The sequence below is a fragment of the Streptomyces sp. NPDC090499 genome (genome assembly GCF_044769305.1).
Taxonomy (GTDB): domain Bacteria; phylum Actinomycetota; class Actinomycetes; order Streptomycetales; family Streptomycetaceae; genus Streptomyces.
Genome location: NZ_JBIVXP010000004.1, coordinates 1 through 18,118, shown reverse-complemented (window position 1 = coordinate 18,118; position 18,118 = coordinate 1). Strand labels below are relative to the sequence as shown.

Genomic DNA, 18,118 nt, shown 5'->3' with positions numbered 1-18,118 from the left:
CCTCACCCACTCACCCGCAGACAAGATGAGCGCTACAGACTTCCCGTCCGTATGACCAGAGAACGCGTGTTTCCGAACTCGGAGCGGGTGACGTGAGCGAAGGACACGACCAGCGGCGAGCGCCGACCGGCAGCCACAGGAACCACAGGGCCCTGCGTGTCCTCGCGCTCCTGGGCCCCCTCCTCGCCGCCCTTCTCCTCGCGTCGGCCGCCCCCGCCTCCGCGCACGCCGCCCTGCGCGGCAGCGACCCCGCCGACGGCGCCGTACTCAAGTCGTCGCCCCGGTCCGTGACCCTCACCTTCACCGAGGCCGTCGGCCTGCTCGACGACTCGTTCCGGGTGTACGACCCCACCAACCACCGGGTGGACACCAGCGACGCCGGACACGGGCCGGCCGGCTCGGACACCGCCCGGATCGACTTCCCGAAGAAGCTGGGCACCGGCACGTTCACCGTGGCGTGGCGAGTCGTCTCGTCAGACAGCCACCCCGTCTCCGGCGCCCTCACCTTCTCGGTGGGCAAGCCGTCGGCGACCACGGCGACCGTCTCCGCCGGCCCCGTCGAGAACCCGGTCACCGGCAGCCTCTACAACATCGGCCGCTACGTCGCGTACCTCGCCGTGGCCCTGCTGATAGGCACCGTCGCCTTCCTCGCCGTCTGCCGCCCGCCGGACCCGGCCCCCCTGCGTACCCCGGTCCGCACGGCGTGGTGGACGCTCCTCGCCGCCACCCTCTTCCTCTTCGTCCTGCGCTCCCCGTACGAGGAGGGCACCTCCCCGGCGTCGGCCTTCGACCTCTCCGCCCTCGCCAGGTCCGCGACCGGCCGCCCGGGTCTGGCCCTGCTGGCCAGGGTGGCCCTGCTGGCGGTCACGGCAGCCCTCTGCCTCCTGTTCCGCAAGCGCGTGAGCCGGGACCTTCCGTCCGCCCCGTCCGCCCTGTCCGTCCCGTCCCGCCCCCTGCTCGCCACGGCCGCCGTTCTCTCCGTCGCCCTGGCCCTGACCTGGGCGGCGGCGGAACACGCCTCGGCCGGTATCCAGGTCCCGCTGGCGATGACGTCGTCGGTCCTGCACCTGCTGTCGATGGCGCTCTGGATGGGCGGCCTCGCGGCCCTCCTGATCACCCTCCAGCGCTCCGCCGAGCCGCTGCCCGCCGCGGTGGTCACCCGCTTCTCGCGTGTGGCCTTCGGCTCGGTGACGGTCCTCGTCGTCACCGGCGTCTACCAGTCCTGGCGCGGCCTCGGCTCCTGGCAGGCCCTCACGGACACGTCGTACGGCAGGCTCCTCCTCGTCAAGCTCGCCGCGGTGACCCTGCTGCTGGCGGTCGCCTCGCAGTCCCGCCACTGGACGGCGAAGCTGGCGCAGGCCCCGGCCGTGCCGGCCCCCGAGCGCGTCCCACTGCCGGTCGGCGGCCCGGCGGACCCACCGGCCGAGGGGGAGGGGGAGGACGCACCGCTCCCCGACGAGCCTCCGGCCGGTTCCGCCGGCCGTCACCAGGCCGCCCTGCGCCGTTCGGTCCTCGCCGAAGTGGCCGTCGGCGTCGCCGTCCTGGGCATCACCACGATCCTCACCGGCACCCTGCCCGGCCGGGCCGCGGCCGAGGCGGCGGAGTCGGGGACGGCGCCGGTCTCGGCCGGCATCCCCGCCGCCGTCGTCGCCCTCGTCCCCTTCGACGTCGGCACCCCGAACGGCCACGGCAAGGTGCAGATCACCCTGGACCCGGGCCGGGTCGGCGCCAACTCCGTGCAGGCGGTCGTCTTCGGCCCCGACGGCGGCATCTCCGCCGTCCCCGAACTCCGCCTCTCCTTCACCCTCGCCGCCCAGAAGATCGGCCCGCTTCCGGCGAACGTGACCGACCGCGGCGGCTATTGGGCCGCCGACTCCGTCAACCTCCCCATCGCGGGCGAGTGGACGATGTCGGTGACGGTACGGGTCTCCGACCTGGACCAGGTGACGGTGACGAAGAAGGTGCGGATCGCCGCCTAGCCGTGATGGCTGCCGCGTTCGCCCTGACGGTCCGCCTCGTCCCTGACCAGCAGGGTGAGCAGGGAGGCGACGGTCAGTCCGGCGCCGGCCTCGGCCGGGTGGCGGAGCACCTTGTCGGGGTCGATGCGGTACTGGTTGGTGCGGCCGTTGCGGGTGTGGGAGAGGTAGCCGTCCCGCTCCAGGTCGGAGATGATCTTCTGGACGGCGCGTTCGGTGAGCCGGCAGCGGGCCGCGATGTCGCGGATCCGGGTGTTGTGGTCGTCGGCGATGCTGGCCAGGACACGTGCGTGACTGGTCAGGAACGTCCAGCCGGTGTGCGGCTCGGGAACTCCGTCGACTCCCACCATGGCCCACAGCGTACGGCGGTGTGTTCACACCGGCAAAAACCGTCGGCGGACCGTCGGCGGACCTCCTGCCGGGGCCGGAAGCCCGGCTGCTCCGCTCAGGCGCCCACGGTCCCGTCGACGCCCTCGCGCAGGAAGTCGGCGTGCCCGTTGTGGCGGCCGTACTCCAGCAGCACGTGCAGCATCACCATCCGCAGCGACACCTCCTCCTCCCATCTCGGCTGGTATCCGGCCTGGTCCAGGGAGGCGGCCGCGCGCTCGATCCGGCGCGAGATCTCCACCTCGGCCTCCCAGGCGGCGAACGCCTCCGCCCTGGTCGACCCGCTCGCGTCGTACGCCGCCTGGAAGTCGATCTCGTCGGACCACACCATGGGCGCGTCCTTGTCCTCGAACACCCGGCGGAACCAGGCGCGTTCCACTTCCGCCAGGTGCCGCACCAGACCGAGCAGCGACAACGTGGACGGCGGCATCGACCGCCGCCGCAGCTCCTCGTCGGTGAGCCCCTCGCACTTCATCGCGAGCGTCGCGCGGTGGTAGTCGAGGAAAGCCCGCAGCATCTCGCGTTCACTGCCGAAGCTGGGCGGTCCTGTGCGGGGGTCGCTGGTCACTGGCTGTACTCCTCGTCCGTTCACCGATCATCCGCTCCGGCATCCCGGGCGCGGCAGCAGTATCCAGCTGACCGCACCCACTCCGGCACCCGCCTGCTCATGCCGACGTGGACCAGCAGCGCCGAGATCGGACGGTCCGGCGAGTCGCGCAGAAATCCGGCGCGGAGATATTGCCGGACGGCCGGACGGCCGGGCCGCATCGGCTGTTCGGCCGACGAAGAGAGAGGCCGTGCCGGGCGTCGCGAGCGCCAGAGGTGTTCGACCTGTGATCATGGAGCGGTCATCAAAGGTGATCGATGCGGAGAAAAGTGGTCGATGTGGAGCTCCAGGTCGCGGTGCCCGATGTGCCGCCGCCGTGGGGCGCTCCCGGGAACGCGCTGCAGGTGACGCGGTGAACTGGTTGACCTCGCTGCCGGCGGCCGTGCTGGTGGTGGGCGGACTCCTGCTCGCCCTCCTGGTTGCGGCAGTGGCACGGGTCGGCGTCCGGGTCCTCGTACCGGCCGCGGAACGGGACCGGGTACCGCAGATCGCCACGCCCCTGATGCCGACGCTCGGCGCTGCCTTCGCGATCTTTGCGGCACTGTCACTCGCCAGCGAGGCCGGCTACCTGCGCGCAGCCGAGGGGCTGGTGAGCGAGGAGGCGGCCGCGGCCTCCCGGCTGGCGTGGGCGGCGACGAGTCCGCACGTCCGCTCGGAGCCGATCCATGCGGCACTGCTGGACTACCTGCAGACCACGCGGGCCAGGGAGTGGGAGGGTGCGGCAGCGGCGTCCGGTGACGACCGGGCCACCGCCCGTGCGGTCGCACGCTTGGAACGGGGTGTGCGGACCGAGGCGGCCCGGCCCGAGGTGGGCATCCCGACAGGCGCGGAGCTGGTGCTTTCCCTGGACGGCGTCACCAGCAGTCGTCGCGCCCGCATCGCGGCCGCCTCGCGCGACGTTCCCGCGCTCTACGTCGTCACGCTCATGGTCAGCGGTGTGGCTTTGATCGTGAACTCCGGCGCACTCGTCTTCCGCAGCAGTCTGCGCACGTCACTGCTCGTCGTGGGGATCGCGAGTGTGGTCGGGCTGAGCCTGGCGTTGTTCTTCGCGCTCAGCGCGCCCTGGAGCGGACCGTTCATCGTCAGCGGGCATCCGCTCGACGCCGTCATCGGGGACCTGAAGTCCGGCTTCTTCGACGGCGGGCCATAGCTGCCGGCGAGGTCTGGGACCAAGGTCGAAGGGCCCCACGTCGCGGTGGGGCCCTTCGGCATCGTGCCCACCCGGAACCACTCCGGTCGGCCCAGGTGGACCCGCGTGAACGCAGCCGAATGCAAACGGAACCGCAACCCTCCCGCTCACCGTCCAGCTTCTCCCGTCATCGGCCTCGCGGCCGGTCCGGTCATCCGAGCGTTGCAGCGGCCTTCTTGATCAGGTCGGCGACGACGTCCGGCCGCGACACGTAGATCGCGTGGCTGCCGGGGGTCTCGGCGACGGTGGCGCCGATGCGCTGTGCCATCGTGACCTGCGCGGCAGGCGGGATCATCCGGTCCTCGGTGACGTGCAGGTACCAGCTCGGCTTCGCGTGCCAGGCGGCCCTCGTCACCGTGCCGCCGAGCGCGTCCAGCCCCCAGGGCACCTGCGAGTCGGCCATGAACGCCGCCTCCTGGGCGGAGACGTCGGCGGCGAACGCGCCGGCGAACTCGGCGCGGTCGAGGAAGAGGTAGCCGTTGACCGGGGGCAGGATGGGCGGCTGCGGCCCGTCTGCCGGGAAGGTGCCCAGGAGCGTGTTGACCGACTCGCCCTGGTCCGGCGCGAACGCCGTGACGTAGACGAGCGCCGCGACCTTGTCGTGGTTGCCCGCCTCGGTGATCACGGCGCCGCCGTACGAGTGACCGACGAGCACGACCGGGCCGGGGGCGCCGTCCAGGACGTCGCGGGTGACGGCGACGTCGTCGGCGAGCGATTTCGTCGGGTTCTGCACGATCTGCACGTTGAAGCCGTCGGCGGTCAGCGCGTCGTAGACTCCGCGCCATCCGGCGCCGTCGACAAAGCCGCCGTGCACCAGAACGATGGTTGCACTCATGATGTCTCCTTCCAGATCTGGTGGACGACTGCGAACCTACGGACACGAAGGGCGCGGCGGATCCGTCAGATGACGGTGTTCGGCGGCCCGGACCGGTCCCGCTCCGAGCCCTCGCTCCGGTGTCGCCGCTGTACAGTCCTCACGTGCAGGGGTGGGGGTCGAACAGGCGGCTTGTGGGGCGTGCACGCGAGTTGGGCACGCTGCAGGTCTTCGTCGACGCCGTGGCGACGGACGGCGGCTCGCTGCTCGTCGTCGGCGAGGCCGGGGTGGGCAAGACCGCACTCCTCGATGCCACGGCCGCCCACGCCGCGGAGCTCGACATCCGTGTCCTGCACGCGTCCGGCGTCGAGTTCGAGGCCGAGGTGAGTTTCGCCGGGCTCCATCAGCTGGTCGCTCCGCTCGCCGCCGAACTGGCCGCGCTCCCACCCGGTTCCCGGCGCGCGATCGGCGTCGCCGTGGGCCTCGTGGAGGGCGCCGCGCCCGACCGGCTCGCGCTGACCAACGCGCTGCTCGCCCTGCTGGCCAGGGCCGCCGACCAGACCGCCCTGCTGGTGGTGGTCGACGACCTGCAGTGGCTCGACCGGGCGAGCGCCACCCTGTTCGGCTCCCTCGCACGGCGGCTGGGCGGTACGGGCATCGGCCTGCTCGGCGTCGTTCGGACGGGCGAGGGCAGCGTGTTCGAGGGCGTCGGACTACCGGAGCTCGCCATCGGCCCGCTCGACGACGACGCCGCGACGGTCCTTCTCACCGAGGCGTTCCCCGAACTGCCGCCGCGGGCGGCCCGGCAGGTGCTGACCGAGGCCCAGGGCAACCCGCTGGCGCTGATCGAGCTTCCGGCACACATGGGCCCGAGCGCCGCCGAACCTCCGCTCGGCCGCACGCCCGTCGGCCGGCGGCTGCAGCTCACCTTCGCCCGGCGCATCGACGCTCTCCCCGTCGAGTGCCGCGACCAGCTGCTGCTCGCGGCACTCGACGGGACCGGCGAGCTGTTCCCGTCGATCTCGGTCGCCGAGCTCGAACCGGCCGAGCGCGCCCGGCTGATACGCATACACCCGGTCACCCGCGGCATCCGGTTCCGGCATCCGCTCACCCGTTCCGCAGTCGTCGAACTGTCGACCGGGGAAGAGCGGCGCGAGGCGCATCGGCGGCTGGCGGAACAGCATCCGGTCGGCTCCGAGCGGCACGCGTGGCATCTCGCGGAGGCCGCGTCGGGGCCGGACGAACAGACCGCGCAGCTGCTCGAAGAGTCGGCACTGAAGACGAAGGGGCGCGGCGACCCGGTGGGCGCCATCGAGCTGTTGCTGCGCGCGGCCGAGCTGAGCCCGGGGCCCGACGAACATCACCGCCGCGTCATGTTCGCGACCTACCTCGGTGCCGACGTCACCGGGGATCTCACCGACCCGCAGGCCCTCGTCACCGCACACGGCACGCACGGCCGCACGCTGGTGGCCGCCGTCGCCGCTGCGGCCTACCTGGTGAACAGCGGGGGCGACATCGACACCGTCCACCGGCTGCTGCTCGGTGCGCTGCGCAACGTCGGCCGGCCGGTCGCGGCGTGGGACGCGCTGCTCGGCGAGATCATCTACGTCCTCCAGTCGAACTGCTCCTTCGGGTCCCGTGCCGAGTTGGCGGCCGACTACTGGGCGGCCCTCGACCGGCTCGGCCCGGAGGTCCCGGAGATCCTGGTCCTGCTCGGCAACACCTACCTCGAACCCGCGCGACGTGCAGGGCCGTCGCTCCCGCTGCTCGACGAGGCGATCGCGGGCATAGACGAGCAGGCCGATCACGCCGACGCGGTACGGCTGGGCATCGCGGCGATGTACGTGGACCGGATGGCCGGATGCCGCGCCGCGCTGTGGCGGGTGGTCGAACACGGCCGCGGGGGCGGCGCGATCGCGGCGGCGATCAAGGCGTTCGTGCTCCTGGGGTTCGACGGCGTGCTGAGCGGAGACTGGGACGGCGCCCTGCAGCTTGCCGACGAGGGTCTCGCCCTCACGACCCGGCATCACTACCGGCTGCTCGGCGGCTTCCTGCAGTACGACCGGGCGGTGGTCGCCGCCGCGCGCGGCGACCGCGAGACCGTCCGGCGACTCACCGACGACCTGGTGGCCTGGGCAGCACCGAACCGCATCGGCTTCGTGCTGCAACTCGCCGCCCACGCGAGGGCCGTCGACGCGCTGGGCAACGGGGAGTTCGAGACCGCCTACCGTCACGCGGCCGAGATCTGCTCTCCAGAGACAGTGCCCGCCCATGGACCCGCGGCGCTGTGGGCGCTGCTCGACCTCGTCGAGGCCGCCGTCCGGGCGGGGCTTACCGCACAGGCACGGGCGCATGTCGCCGACATCCGGCGGTCAGGCGTCGCCGACCTCTCGCCCCGGCTCGCCCTGGTCGCGGCCGGCGCGGCGGGCATGACCGCCCCGGCCACGTCGTTCCGCGAGGCGTTCGACACCGCCCTCGCGACCCCGGGAGCGAGCCGCTGGCCGTTCGCGCAGGCACGGATCCGGCTCGCCTACGCCGAACGGCTGCGCAGGGTGAGGTCCACCACCGAGGCCAGACACCAGCTGACGAACGCGCTGGACACCTTCGAGCGACTCGGCGCCGTCCCGTGGGCGGTACGGGCGCGCGCCGAACTCCGGGCCTGCGGGGTGCCCACCGTCCGTCCGGCCGCCGGGCCGACCACCGCGCTGACCCCCCAGGAGCGCGAGATCGCCGAGCTCGCCGCCGCCGGCCTCACGAACAAGCAGATCGGCGAACGGCTCTACCTCTCCCCCCGGACCGTGAGCTCCCACCTGTACAACCTGTTCCCCAAGCTCGGCATCGGGTCGCGGGCAGCACTGCGGGACGCGCTCGAACACCTGCCGTCCACGAACACCTGAGCAGTCGGCAGAGCTCCGCTGCCGCCGGTGCGCTCCGGGAACGCCAGGGCGATCCCGCAACCAGGCAGGCCGCCAAGGACGCCTACGGCGCCGACGACGCGCAATCCGGCTTCGGAGTCGAAGATGATCTCACAAAACGATCGGCCGATACGCCAGGGCCTGATCGACTACTTCGTCAGCCGAAAGTTCCCGCTCCGGCGGCCAGAAGATCAAGTTGCTGACATGGCCCGACGGGCATGCCAGGGCTCTGTCGAGTCTGTCCAGCCAGCCGTACACCTCATCGTCTGAGGCGTAGTCCGCTTGCATGATCCGCTGCACGAGCGCGACCGCCTCGGCGCGACTCGTCTCCACAGCACTCATTCGCGTCCTTCCCCCGAAGTCAGCCTAGTGGGACGCGCGATCGCCCGGACAGGTCCCGATGGCCCGCAGTACCTCCCCGCTCATCGCCCGGGGCGGGAACTCCGCGGCGACCGACCGCTCTGCGGACACCAGTAGCGCCGAGATCGGGTTGTCCAGCGAGTCGCGGAGGAACTCCCACACATCGGCTCCGGCCTGCCACTCGGCGCAGAAATGTTCGTCTGGGGGTTCGGGGTGGAACGGGGCGTTCTGACCTGGGGTGGAGTAGGCCATCGGACGGATGGTGGACGGCGCCGGACAGCGACGAATGAGACCAGAACTGAGACCAGGGTGCCGGTCATACTCGCTTGACGACGATCGATTCCGGAACCAGCTTCTCCAGGTCGTCCACGTCCGATGTGAAGATGGTGACCTGCCCTTTCTGCTGTCGGGCGATGACGGCGAGCACCGCGTCGATCGCGTACTTGTGGCCGTGAAGCTTGGCGTCGGACAGGAGTCGGCGGGCCTGGCGGCCCTCGTCCTTCCCGAGGTCGGCGACTTTGAGCCGGGAGAGCACCCAGTCCCAGCGCTGCTCGGTGGTTCTGCCGTCGTACGCCTCCACCAGCGTCATGGGCGACGTGACCACTTCGGCTTCGCCCCGCGCTGCGAGATCGAGCCAGGCGATCATCTTCCGGTCGCCGCGCACAGCGAGGGACAGGGCTTCGCAGTCGAGTACGAAGACGCGCAGTGGCCGCTGCCCGTGCTCACTGGTTCGCTTGGTCACGCGGCCTCTCCGGCGTTGTGTCCTCCGGCGGTGAAGCGACGCTCGTGCTCGGCGTCGAGATCTTCCAGCTCCGAGAGTGCTGCCGTGCGCTCGCCCTCGGTGACCGCGCCGTGTTCCTCCTGCAGCCAGTCGACCAGTTCCAACAGCCGGTCCCGATCGCGCTTGAATCGCAGTGCTTCGGCGACGTACGCCGAAAGTCCCCGCTCAGCCGCCTCGGCGCGGATCTCGTCCAGGAGATCTTCGGGGATCGTCACCGTTACTTTCTTGCTTGCCATACAAGTCACCATACTCTTGGTGTGAACGCCCCTACCAGATTGCCGTGACCCGTAGGGCAAGGAGGCCAATGGCCAATCCGTGAGCCCTGCCCATGGGTGATCGCCGACTCGTACCTCTTCACTCGGCCACCGCGTGCCGTTCACTCTCCGTATCGAAGGGTTCCACCTCGCGGCGGGCCCCTTCGGAATCCCGCCGCCACCGTGCTCATGCTGCTCGGTGTCCCGGGTGCAGGACGCCATGCTCAAGGAGGTGGCCGGGAAGATCGCCGATGCCATCTGGGGAGCTCCGGAAACACCCCCTGTGGACAAAAACCAGGACAACGGCGCTTGAGTGAACAACGAAGCGGCCCCGCTGTGATCAGCGGGGCCGCTTCGTTATCGCCTGCTCAGGCGGCTGCGGAGGATGCGAGATTCGAACTCGTGAGGGGTTGCCCCCAACACGCTTTCCCACTGTCCGCGCGGCCGTCCAGGGGCGGCGTTCGCAGAGGTTCGCGCCGCAGCCCAAACGGGCTGCGCGTACGGCATTGAACGGCAACAGCCGTCCGCGCACCGGACAATGAGGTCCCTCCACGGGGTACGCAGTCGGGCTCCGGCCGCGCCTTCGCATGGTCGCGCTTGGCCGCCCCGCCAGGGGCGTCGTCGGGTTGTCTGATCGTAATACCCACAGGGCGGACTGGGACTTCGTTGATCGGCTAGCGTCTACCGCACAAGCGGTCGGCAAGATCCACCGCGGCCACCAGGGGTGACGCGGCAGCGCGTCCGGCCACGGCGGGGCGCCGCGCGGCGGCAGATCATCACATCAATGAGGGGGAGACGTGGGGGCATTGACCCGGACGTCGACTGAACCACCGCACGGAGGTCGCCGCCGCAGAGGTGGCGCGGGCCTCGGGGTCGGTGCGGCCGCCACGATTCTGGCGGTCGCGGGAACGGCCATCCCGCTCGCCGTGGACGCGCCGCCCGCGTGGGCTGCTCAGGCGGCGACCGCGGCGGACTCGTCCCAGGAGGTCGTGATCCCGCCCGCCGACCGGGCCACCCCCCGTGTGGACACCCCACTGGCGGTGGGCAGCACCGGTTTCCTGCACCAGCAGGAGGGCCGGGACGGCTACACCTGGACCGACTTCGCGAGCGGCACCTCGACGCAGGTGCCCGGCCTGCGGACCCTGCCGGCCAACGCGCTCGTACGACCCGTCGGTGCCGGCGGGGACCTGCTCGCCGTCTCACCGAGCCCGGCCCGGGGCTCCGCCTGGTACACCCTGCTCGATCCGCACACCGGTGAGCGCCGGGAGGTGCAGCTCCCGGCGGGCTACACGTTCCGGGGGACCGTCGCGGGCAAGGTGCTGGCCCTGGAGTCCGCGACCAGCACCGTCAGCTCCGCCGGTGTGCTCCTCGACACCGGCACCGATCCCGCGCAACCGCTGCACGTCACCGGCCTGCCCGCGGGTGCTCAGCTCAGCAGCCTCTCCCTGCAGGAGGGCGCCACGGACGACCGCGGCGCGGTGATCTCCTTCCGGCAGGACGGCGCGTACCGCTACGGCCTGCTGGACCCCGGGACCGCCGAGATCACCCCTCTCCCCGAGACGATGAGCGGCGAGGGCCTGCGCATCCTGCTGAGCGCCGACCGCGTCGGCTGGTGGAAGCACGGCTTCACCGGGCTGCGCTGGCTGCCCCGCGGTGACGTCTCCTCCGAGGCGCAGGAGTTCCCGCTCCCCGACGACGCGGCTCCCGTGGCCCTCCTCGGCGGCACCCTGCTGACCTCGGGCCCGGACACCACCTCGGGAACCATGCTCGGCCGGCGGCTGACGTCCCGGCCGCTCGACGGCGGGGAGCCGAGCACCGCACTCGACCACCTCGCGCTCGTGTCGGACTACCCACCGCAGACGGCGGACGGGAGCGCCCTGCTCGTCGGCGGCTCCGGCACCGGCGACTGGGCGGTGCACCGCTTCGCCGCCGGCTCCGACGGGTCGCCGGCGCACGAGGTGGTCCAGCCGCTGCCCCCGGTGATCGCGAAGGTCCTGGGACTGAACCTGTACCGGGGCACCCTCAACCGGGTGGACAGTGTGGACGGCAAGCTCTCCCTCTACCAGAGGGACGTCGGTGCCGGGCCGGTCCCCGTCGCGGGGGCGGCCAAGCCCCTGCCCGCGGGCATGCCCTCCTCCGCCGTGCGCTGTGCGACGGGTGAGGACTGCGTGCGGACCGTGGAGGGCAACTGGTACGGCCTGTCCTTCCTGTCCGAGACGGGAGGGCGGACGTACCTGGAGACCCGGGTGGACGCCTACACGTCGCACGTGGAGGTGCCGTTGCCCGGCAGCGGCGGCGAGGTCAGGGACGCGTCCCCCTCGTACGTGGTGGTGGACGGCGGGTCCCCGAAGACCCAGTACCTGATCGACCCGGGCTACAACAAGGTGGTGCGCAGCCGCCCGGTGCAGGCCGCGGCGCTCTGGTACTCCACCCTGTGGAGCGCGACCTCCGGCAGCCCCGGCACGCTGACCGCGGAGCGGCTGACCTCCGACGCGGCCACTCCCGGCAAACCCGTCCGCACCGTGCGGACCGGTGCCGCCTGCGTGCCCACCGAACTGCAGGCGACGGCGCGTTGGCTCTACTGGTCCTGCGGTGCCGACAAGCAGGCCGGGGTGTACGACCTGGCGAACAACCGCGGCTTCGCCGTGCCGTCGGGCCCCGCCATGCTCGGTGACGGCTACGTGGTCCGGCACGACCGGGACGCGGGCCAGCTCAAGCTGACGGACTTCCACACCGGCAGCCCGCTCGCGGAGCGCTCCATAGCCGCCCTCGCGGCCGGAACGCTCGCGGACGACCGCAGGATCACGTGGACCGTGGACAAGTACAGCGGCCACATCGCCTACGTGGACGCCGACCGCCGCGTGCACGTGAGCGCGGACGGGGTACCGGACTCCGCTCCGGTGATCGGGGAGGCGTACACCTCCGGGAGCGTCGCGCCGAGGACCACTTCGTCCGTCTACTCGACCTGGACGGCCTCGTTGCTGCTGAGCCGCCCCGTGGACTCCTGGGAACTGGGCATCGTCCAGAAGGCGACCGGGCGCCGGGTGGCTGTGGTGCGCGGCGGGGCCGAACGCGGTGTCAACGGTATCTCGGCCTCGTGGAACGGCCGGGAGTCGAACGGTGCTCCCGCACCGAGCGGTCTCTACACCTGGCAGCTGACCGCCAGGTTCAACGGCGGAACCGCGCTGGTGCCGGTGGGAAGCGGCGGCCTGGACGTGATGTGCGGCGCCTTGCCGACCCACGTCTACGACTGTGACGGGTTTCCCGACATGGTGGCGGTCCGGAAGGACGGCCGGACCGACTCGTGGGAGGGCCACCCCAAGGGGTACTTCTACAACCGCAGCTACACCGCGGACTGGCCGACCTCCTCCACCCTGGTGCCGGCCGGCGACCTCAACGGCGACGGGTTCGCGGACATGCTGGTCCGCAACTCCACCGGCGAACTGCGTGCGTACTGGGGCTTCGGGCAGGTGTACTTCGCCCGCGGAACCAACAAGTCCACTGTCATCGGCAAGGGCTGGAACACGTACAACCTGCTGACGTCGTCCGGGGACCTCAACCGTGACGGCCGGTCGGACCTGCTGGCCCGTGACCGGACCGGAGCCCTCTGGTTCTACGCCGGCACCGGCAAGGGCACGTTCAAGACCCGGGTGCGCACCGGCACCGGGCTGTCCGGTTACACGGCGCTGGCGGGCGTGGGCGACCTCAACGGCGACGGAACCGGAGACCTTGTCGGCCGGGACAGGGCCGGGAACCTCTATCGCTGGTACGGCAACGGAAAGGGCGGCCTCGGGGGGCGCGTGAAGATCGCCTCGGGCTTCAACGCCTACAACGCCCTGGTCGGTGTCGGCGACCTGACTCAGGACGGGCGCAACGACCTCCTCACCCGCGATACCGCGGGCAACTTGTACCGCTGGGCGGGCAACGGAAAGGGCGGCTTCGGCGCACGCGTGAAGATCGGCAGCGGCTGGGGCGTCTACAAGGCGCTGTACTGACGGTCCGGAACAGCAACCTCCAGGCCTGCACCTCCACCGGGAGCTGCAGGCCTGACGAGAGCGACCGCAATGCTGCGCCACGCGGGGTGGGTGCGGTGAATGCAGAGGGGTGCTCCCCCGTGTCCAGGGCACCCCTCTGGCGAGCGCCTTCGCCGGCCTGTGCGGAGAGTGCGGAATTTGTACCCACGGTGACATAGCTGTCACGGCGACTTTCAAGATCGGCCGCCGGATCGAGACAGAGCACGCGATGACCTGCCAGTTCTTCGGCAAAACGTGGTTGTCGCCCGGCCGGTTGGCAAAAGGTTGGCCAGGCCGGTGCGGACACCAGCCCACCGACAGATGCGCACGCTCGCTTGCGCGTTGTCAGATCACGGGGTGGGAGCCGGGTACCTCCGCGAGCGTGCGGGCGCGGTATCTGCACGTGCCGGACGCCATGCTCAAGGACGTGGCCCGGAAGATCGCCGAAGCCATCTGGGGATCTCCGGAGAAACCCGCTGTGGACAAAAACCAGGACAACGGGGTCTGAGGACAACGTCGAAGGGCCCCCTGTTTCCAGGGGGCCCTTCGACATCGTGCCCGGTGAGGCACTGGCGGAGGATACGAGATTCGAACTCGTGAGGGGTTGCCCCCAACACGCTTTCCAAATGTTCGTCTGGGGGTTCGGGATCGATCGGCAGTGTCCTGACCTGCAGCGGAATGGGGCTGGGGGCAGGTAGCGGACCGTGCTGAACAGCAGCGAATGCAACCAGAACTGCAACCAGGCGCTCGGTTCCTGCTCATGCCCTGCGCCAAGCGTTGAGCAGTTCCTCGGGGCCGTACACCGCCTGAAGGCCGGAACAGCCGACCCCGTTGCGGGAGACCGCCACGAGCGGTACCGGCTCGTCGGTGATCGCTGCCCGGTGTTTCTGCAGTGCGGTCAGGTCGTGGCTGTCGAACGCGGAGTTCTCCAGCCACTTGACCGAGCCGAGGAAGAACAACTGCTTGGCCACCGGTTGCCGGTCGGCGCCCACCAAGTCGATTTCGACGTCGTTGCTGCGGGTCCAGTACCCGCCGATCGCCGGGGCGGCGGGCAGGAGCCCGTCCGGCAGGAGACGGGCGAGGGATTCCCGCACCAGGGGCTCGATGGCGCGGCCCCGCCAGCTCGTCCACTGCTCCTGGATGCGGCTCAGCGTGAGATCCCCCCGCATCCGTTCGATCTCCGCCATGTGCGGATCCAGAAACGCGAGCCAGAACCGCAGGTAAGGGTCTGCCACCCGGTAGCGGCGTTCCTTCGACGGCCTCAGGGAGAGGGGAAGTTCGGTGGCCACGACCCGTTTCTCGGTCAGCACGTCTGTGGCTCGGGTGAGAGTGGTGTGGGCGATGCCGCCGGCCGCGCGCGCGATGTTGGTGAAGGTCCGCTCTCCGGATCCGATGGCCCGCAGCACCTCCCTGCTCATCGCCTGTGGTGGAAACTCCGCGGCCAGTGAGCGTTCGGCGGAGACCAGCAGGGCCGAGATGGGATTGTCCAGCGAGTCGCGGAGGAACTCCCAGACGTCGGCCCCGGCCTGCCACTCCGCGCAGATCAGGGGGAGGCCCCCCGTGACCAGCGCGGCGTCGAACGCGGCCGCCGGAGACAGGCCGAGCATCTCGCCGATGTCGGCGGGGTTCAGGGGTCCGACGATCATTTCCCGCCCCCGCTGGTGAAAGGGACGGTCGTAGCTGTTCAGCGCCTCCATCATCGACAGATCGGACCCGACCAGGAGCAGAAGTACCGGCTTCCGGCTGAGTAGCCGGTCCCATGCCCGCTGGAGCATGCCCTCGAAGGCGTCGATGCGGTCCATGAGATACGGAACCTCGTCGATGACCACCACGCTCGGGCTGTCGTCGGGAAGCATCTCCGCGAGCAGCCTCAAGGCCGCGTTCCACTGTGCCGGGGTCTCCTCTGAGAACAGCTCCCGCTCCGGCAGGTTGGATCTGGCGACGGCGTCGAGCAGCTCCGTCAGTTCGTCCGCCGCCGTGCCGCCCGCAGCGGTGAAGAAGAGGTACGGCGCCCCGGTACGCCGGAGGAACTCCTCGACGAGGCTGGACTTGCCGACCCGCCGTCTTCCCCGCATGAGGACGCATTGCCCCGGTTTCGCCGACCCGACGGCATCGTGGACCGCCCGCAAGGCGGTGTCGAGCACGTTCAGCTCGCGATCCCGCCCGATGAAACGACGCATGGCAAGCCTCCCGAGAAGGATAGTATCGACAGAGATACTATCCCTGTCGATACTATCTTTCCTTCATTCGGGCACGGAGCTCATGACGCCGTGGATGCGGGAGAGGGTGAAAACGCGCTTGTCCTCTCGCAGGTGGCACCAGGCTTCGAGGTAGGGCGGGTCGAGTTCGAGGCGGCTGAGGGTGCGTACCGTCCGGTTCCCCGAGGTGGCGACGTAGTCGACGGTGATGGGTGCGTCGGCGTCGATGGCGTGTGCGAGCTGGCGGACGTCGCTGTACGGCAGGTGCTTCGCCCACCCTGCGACGATCTCCTCGGTGTCCGTGGCGAAAGGCGGTCCTCCATCGAACGGCGCGGGTTCCGGAGTCGTCGGTGGGGCGGCCAGCAACCGGGCCGCCAAGGTGTTCGGGTCGACTGGGGCGGCTTCCTTCGCCGTGCCTGTGGCAGCGATCCGGCCACTCTCCCTCGCGCCGGTGCCGCGTGGAGCCGGCACCGGCGCGGCGGCCCGCTGAGGCCGGGTTTTCTCGACCCGTACCGTGCCCTCGGCCGTCTCGGCTACGGGGGCGTATCCCTCGGCCCGGAGCGTGGCGAGGGTCGTGTCGAGCGGGCTGCGGCTGATGAGCACCGTAGGCGCCAACTGCCGGAGCCCGAGCTTGGCGAGCTTGCGGTGGGCGGCGAGTTCGGCCAGGAGAGCGGGTTCGTCGCCGTGGATGACGCAGGCGGCGGGGGTGACGCGCACGCGGCCGTGGCCGCGTGCGGTGTCGGCGATCAGATAGGACAGCGGCTGCGGCAGGGGCCCGGTGGCGACTGAGGCCAGGGCGGCCGTGATGTCGTCGCAGACACGGCCGGCGTCCAGTGCCCGGCGGATGCTGCCCGCGCTGAACCGCCACACCGATGCCGTGCCGCTGGTCTCACGGTCGGCGACGGCGTCCAGGAGCGAGGCCAGTCGCGCGGACGGTGTGCCGGTGACGACGGCGGTGAGATCGGCGCCGATCCGTGCCGTCGCGGTGGCCGAGGGCAGCAGTCGTCGGCACTCCATGCCCAGCGCCTCCGTGTCGCCGGTCCGCAGATGGATACCGAAGGCGGACAGAGCGCCGCGAGCGAGTACGCCGAGAATTTCGGCCTCACGGATCACGGTGGCGAACGGTGTTCCGTCCGGGGGCGATGAGTGGGTGAGCGGGCGGTGCCAGGTGATCAGGGGCCCCAGATCCGAGGTGACCGTTGTGCCCTGCCCTGCCGGAAGCTGTCCGGCTGCGGCCAACAGCCCGTGGCGAGCCTGCACGCAGCCATTGCAGGGTGGTGCTCCCGCGAGAGCGGGAAGCGCCTTGTTGTCCTCGTCGCGCGACTCGGTCGGGGTGAGCGGCAGGTTCCGCCATGCCTGGAGCAGTACCGCGAACTGCTCCGGGGGTTCCTGCTCCGCCCAGGCGTCGTACGCCTCGGTGGGCGCCACGCGGTCGCCGTCCCGGCCCAGGAGCCCGGCGGCGTACGCCGCCTCAAGAGCAAGGCGTACGACGGCGTCGTCTGCCTGCGCGGCCTTGCCGATGCGGGCCAGTTCACGCGCCCCGATCCCGCCGGACTTCAGTCGGGTCGGCGCGGTGCCCGAGCAGGCCGACAGGACCGAGACGGCACGGGACGCGAACGCCGTGGCCGCGGCCGACGCCTCGTGGTCCACCTCGGCCGGGGTGACGGACGCCGATCGCACGGAAGGTGGGACTGGTACGAACGGGGCGTGCCAGCCGGGTCCGCGCAGCGAGAGCGTCACCTCGGCCGGCATACGGGCCGGACCGTAGGCGTGACGATCCTGGATCAGGAGTCCCCGCTCCAGTGCCCACCGGGCGCCCGGTTCGAGGCCGGGGCCGGGAGCGCCGAACACGATGAACTGCGGCTGCCCTGGCACGCCCGCCGCGCGGCGTTCGAGCAGCTTCCGAGCCGCCGCAGGAGCTTTCGCGACCAGTGGGACGACCTGTTCCGGGTCGCTGTGATGTGCCACCAGTGCGGCCAGACGCTGCGGCTTGGTGCCCGGCGGCTTGATGCCCAGGGCTGCCAGCATGCCGCGCAGATCCTCGGAGGTCGCGCCCGCGAGCAGCTGCTCCAGTGGCGCGTCCAGTCCCAGGGGCGCGTCCCATGCGTGGCGCAGTGGTGCGGCCATGCGGAGTTTGCCCGCGCCGTCCGGCCAGACCAGAGCCTGATCGGCCAGCGTTCTCAGCACGACGTCCAGTTCACGGGTGGTTTCGTCGTCCGCCGCCCCCAGCAGCTCCGCCAGGGCATCGCGCGACGCGGGCGCACCCAGCGCCGCCAGCGCCTCGGCCACCTGGAGGTGTGGCTGCGCGAGCCGTGGCAGGGCCAGTGCCACCGATCCGGGGCGCTGAAGACGGTCCGCCAGTTCCCCCACCGAGCGCGGCTCCGGAGGGGACATGGCGTCCTTTCGTGCTTCGAGCACGCGTGCCAGACGAGAGCCGTCGAGGCTGCTCAGCCATGTCGCCAGCGTTGATCGGGACTTCATGGGGGTGCACCTCGTCAGACCGGGGAGTCGCAGTGGGGCGGGAGGCTCGATGGCGTCCCTTGTCGTGGTGTAGCCGATCAAGGTCAGGGAGTGCGCCGGGGGGCGTGCGCCGATGGGCTTTCGTTCCCTGCCCGCAGGGTGGG

Annotated in this window: 13 protein-coding genes and 1 pseudogene; 5 read left to right on the top strand and 9 right to left on the bottom strand. The window is 71.0% G+C overall.

Annotated features, from left to right (window positions below):
• Window positions 1-152 precede the first annotated feature (152 nt).
• Window positions 153-1,979 carry a copper resistance protein CopC gene (locus ACIQVL_RS15720; RefSeq protein WP_403475906.1) on the top strand — a complete coding sequence of 609 codons (1,827 nt, stop codon included), beginning with the start codon at window positions 153-155 and terminating at the stop codon, window positions 1,977-1,979.
• On the opposite strand, the gene ACIQVL_RS15715 is transcribed toward ACIQVL_RS15720, so the two are convergent.
• Both ACIQVL_RS15715 and ACIQVL_RS15710 read right to left on the bottom strand, forming a co-directional pair.
• Window positions 1,976-2,326 carry a winged helix-turn-helix transcriptional regulator gene (locus ACIQVL_RS15715; RefSeq protein WP_403428223.1) on the bottom strand — a complete coding sequence of 117 codons (351 nt, stop codon included), beginning with the start codon at window positions 2,324-2,326 and terminating at the stop codon, window positions 1,976-1,978. The genes ACIQVL_RS15720 and ACIQVL_RS15715 overlap by 4 nt on opposite strands.
• Before the next feature lie 95 nt (window positions 2,327-2,421).
• On the bottom strand, window positions 2,422-2,931 hold the full coding sequence (locus tag ACIQVL_RS15710; RefSeq protein WP_403428221.1) for a DinB family protein: 510 nt from the start codon (window positions 2,929-2,931) through the stop codon (window positions 2,422-2,424).
• A gap of 391 nt (window positions 2,932-3,322) precedes the next feature.
• Here ACIQVL_RS15710 and ACIQVL_RS15705 point away from each other — a divergent pair, with 391 nt between their 5' ends.
• On the top strand, window positions 3,323-4,120 hold the full coding sequence (locus ACIQVL_RS15705) for a hypothetical protein (protein ID WP_403428218.1): 798 nt from the start codon (window positions 3,323-3,325) through the stop codon (window positions 4,118-4,120).
• Between the two features lie 190 nt (window positions 4,121-4,310).
• Here the strand turns inward: ACIQVL_RS15705 and ACIQVL_RS15700 are convergent, their stop codons facing one another.
• Entirely contained in the window at window positions 4,311-4,994 is a 684-nt protein-coding gene (locus ACIQVL_RS15700) for an alpha/beta fold hydrolase (RefSeq protein ID WP_403428214.1), read from the bottom strand.
• Between the two features lie 119 nt (window positions 4,995-5,113).
• Here ACIQVL_RS15700 and ACIQVL_RS15695 point away from each other — a divergent pair, with 119 nt between their 5' ends.
• A complete protein-coding gene (locus tag ACIQVL_RS15695) occupies window positions 5,114-7,870 on the top strand; it encodes an AAA family ATPase (protein ID WP_403475550.1) in 2,757 nt (918 codons plus the stop codon).
• A gap of 129 nt (window positions 7,871-7,999) precedes the next feature.
• Here ACIQVL_RS15695 and ACIQVL_RS15690 read toward each other — a convergent pair whose 3' ends face one another.
• The 4 genes and pseudogenes from ACIQVL_RS15690 to ACIQVL_RS15675 form a co-directional block, all read right to left on the bottom strand.
• A complete protein-coding gene (locus ACIQVL_RS15690) occupies window positions 8,000-8,230 on the bottom strand; it encodes an e9imm peptide (protein WP_403475549.1) in 231 nt (76 codons plus the stop codon).
• A gap of 51 nt (window positions 8,231-8,281) precedes the next feature.
• Window positions 8,282-8,437: pseudogene (locus ACIQVL_RS15685) on the bottom strand (ATP-binding protein); the annotation flags it as partial.
• 127 nt (window positions 8,438-8,564) lie between these two features.
• The gene (locus ACIQVL_RS15680; RefSeq protein ID WP_403428209.1) at window positions 8,565-8,990 is read right to left on the bottom strand and encodes a hypothetical protein; all 426 of its coding nucleotides are present in this window, start codon (window positions 8,988-8,990) and stop codon (window positions 8,565-8,567) included.
• Window positions 8,987-9,265 (bottom strand): CopG family transcriptional regulator, encoded by a 279-nt coding sequence (locus tag ACIQVL_RS15675; protein ID WP_403428207.1) that lies wholly within the window; start codon window positions 9,263-9,265, stop codon window positions 8,987-8,989. The genes ACIQVL_RS15680 and ACIQVL_RS15675 overlap by 4 nt, the downstream gene beginning before the upstream one ends.
• Window positions 9,266-10,209: 944 nt before the next feature.
• Here ACIQVL_RS15675 and ACIQVL_RS15670 point away from each other — a divergent pair.
• Together ACIQVL_RS15670 and ACIQVL_RS15665 are read left to right on the top strand one after the other, a co-directional pair.
• Window positions 10,210-13,278 (top strand): FG-GAP repeat domain-containing protein, encoded by a 3,069-nt coding sequence (locus ACIQVL_RS15670; RefSeq protein WP_403475548.1) that lies wholly within the window; start codon window positions 10,210-10,212, stop codon window positions 13,276-13,278.
• A gap of 400 nt (window positions 13,279-13,678) precedes the next feature.
• Complete coding sequence (locus ACIQVL_RS15665) at window positions 13,679-13,804, top strand: hypothetical protein (RefSeq protein ID WP_403475547.1); 126 nt, start codon at window positions 13,679-13,681, stop codon at window positions 13,802-13,804.
• A 250-nt stretch (window positions 13,805-14,054) separates the two neighbouring features.
• On the opposite strand, the gene ACIQVL_RS15660 is transcribed toward ACIQVL_RS15665, so the two are convergent.
• Both ACIQVL_RS15660 and ACIQVL_RS15655 read right to left on the bottom strand, forming a co-directional pair.
• On the bottom strand, window positions 14,055-15,476 hold the full coding sequence (locus ACIQVL_RS15660) for an ATP-binding protein (protein ID WP_403428202.1): 1,422 nt from the start codon (window positions 15,474-15,476) through the stop codon (window positions 14,055-14,057).
• Window positions 15,477-15,539: 63 nt separating this feature from the next.
• Window positions 15,540-17,975: a helicase-associated domain-containing protein gene (locus tag ACIQVL_RS15655; RefSeq protein ID WP_403475546.1), complete on the bottom strand. Its 2,436-nt coding sequence runs from the start codon at window positions 17,973-17,975 to the stop codon at window positions 15,540-15,542.
• Window positions 17,976-18,118 lie beyond the last annotated feature (143 nt).

Excerpts from the sequence above, each read along its gene's own strand:
- ACIQVL_RS15715 (WP_403428223.1), bottom strand. The coding sequence starts at position 2,326 with ATGGTGGGAGTCGACGGAGTTCCCGAGCCGCACACCGGCTGGACGTTC.
- ACIQVL_RS15700 (WP_403428214.1), bottom strand. The coding sequence starts at position 4,994 with ATGAGTGCAACCATCGTTCTGGTGCACGGCGGCTTTGTCGACGGCGCC.
- ACIQVL_RS15690 (WP_403475549.1), bottom strand. The coding sequence starts at position 8,230 with ATGAGTGCTGTGGAGACGAGTCGCGCCGAGGCGGTCGCGCTCGTGCAG.
- ACIQVL_RS15675 (WP_403428207.1), bottom strand. The coding sequence starts at position 9,265 with ATGGCAAGCAAGAAAGTAACGGTGACGATCCCCGAAGATCTCCTGGAC.
- ACIQVL_RS15660 (WP_403428202.1), bottom strand. The coding sequence starts at position 15,476 with ATGCGTCGTTTCATCGGGCGGGATCGCGAGCTGAACGTGCTCGACACC.
- ACIQVL_RS15655 (WP_403475546.1), bottom strand. The coding sequence starts at position 17,975 with ATGAAGTCCCGATCAACGCTGGCGACATGGCTGAGCAGCCTCGACGGC.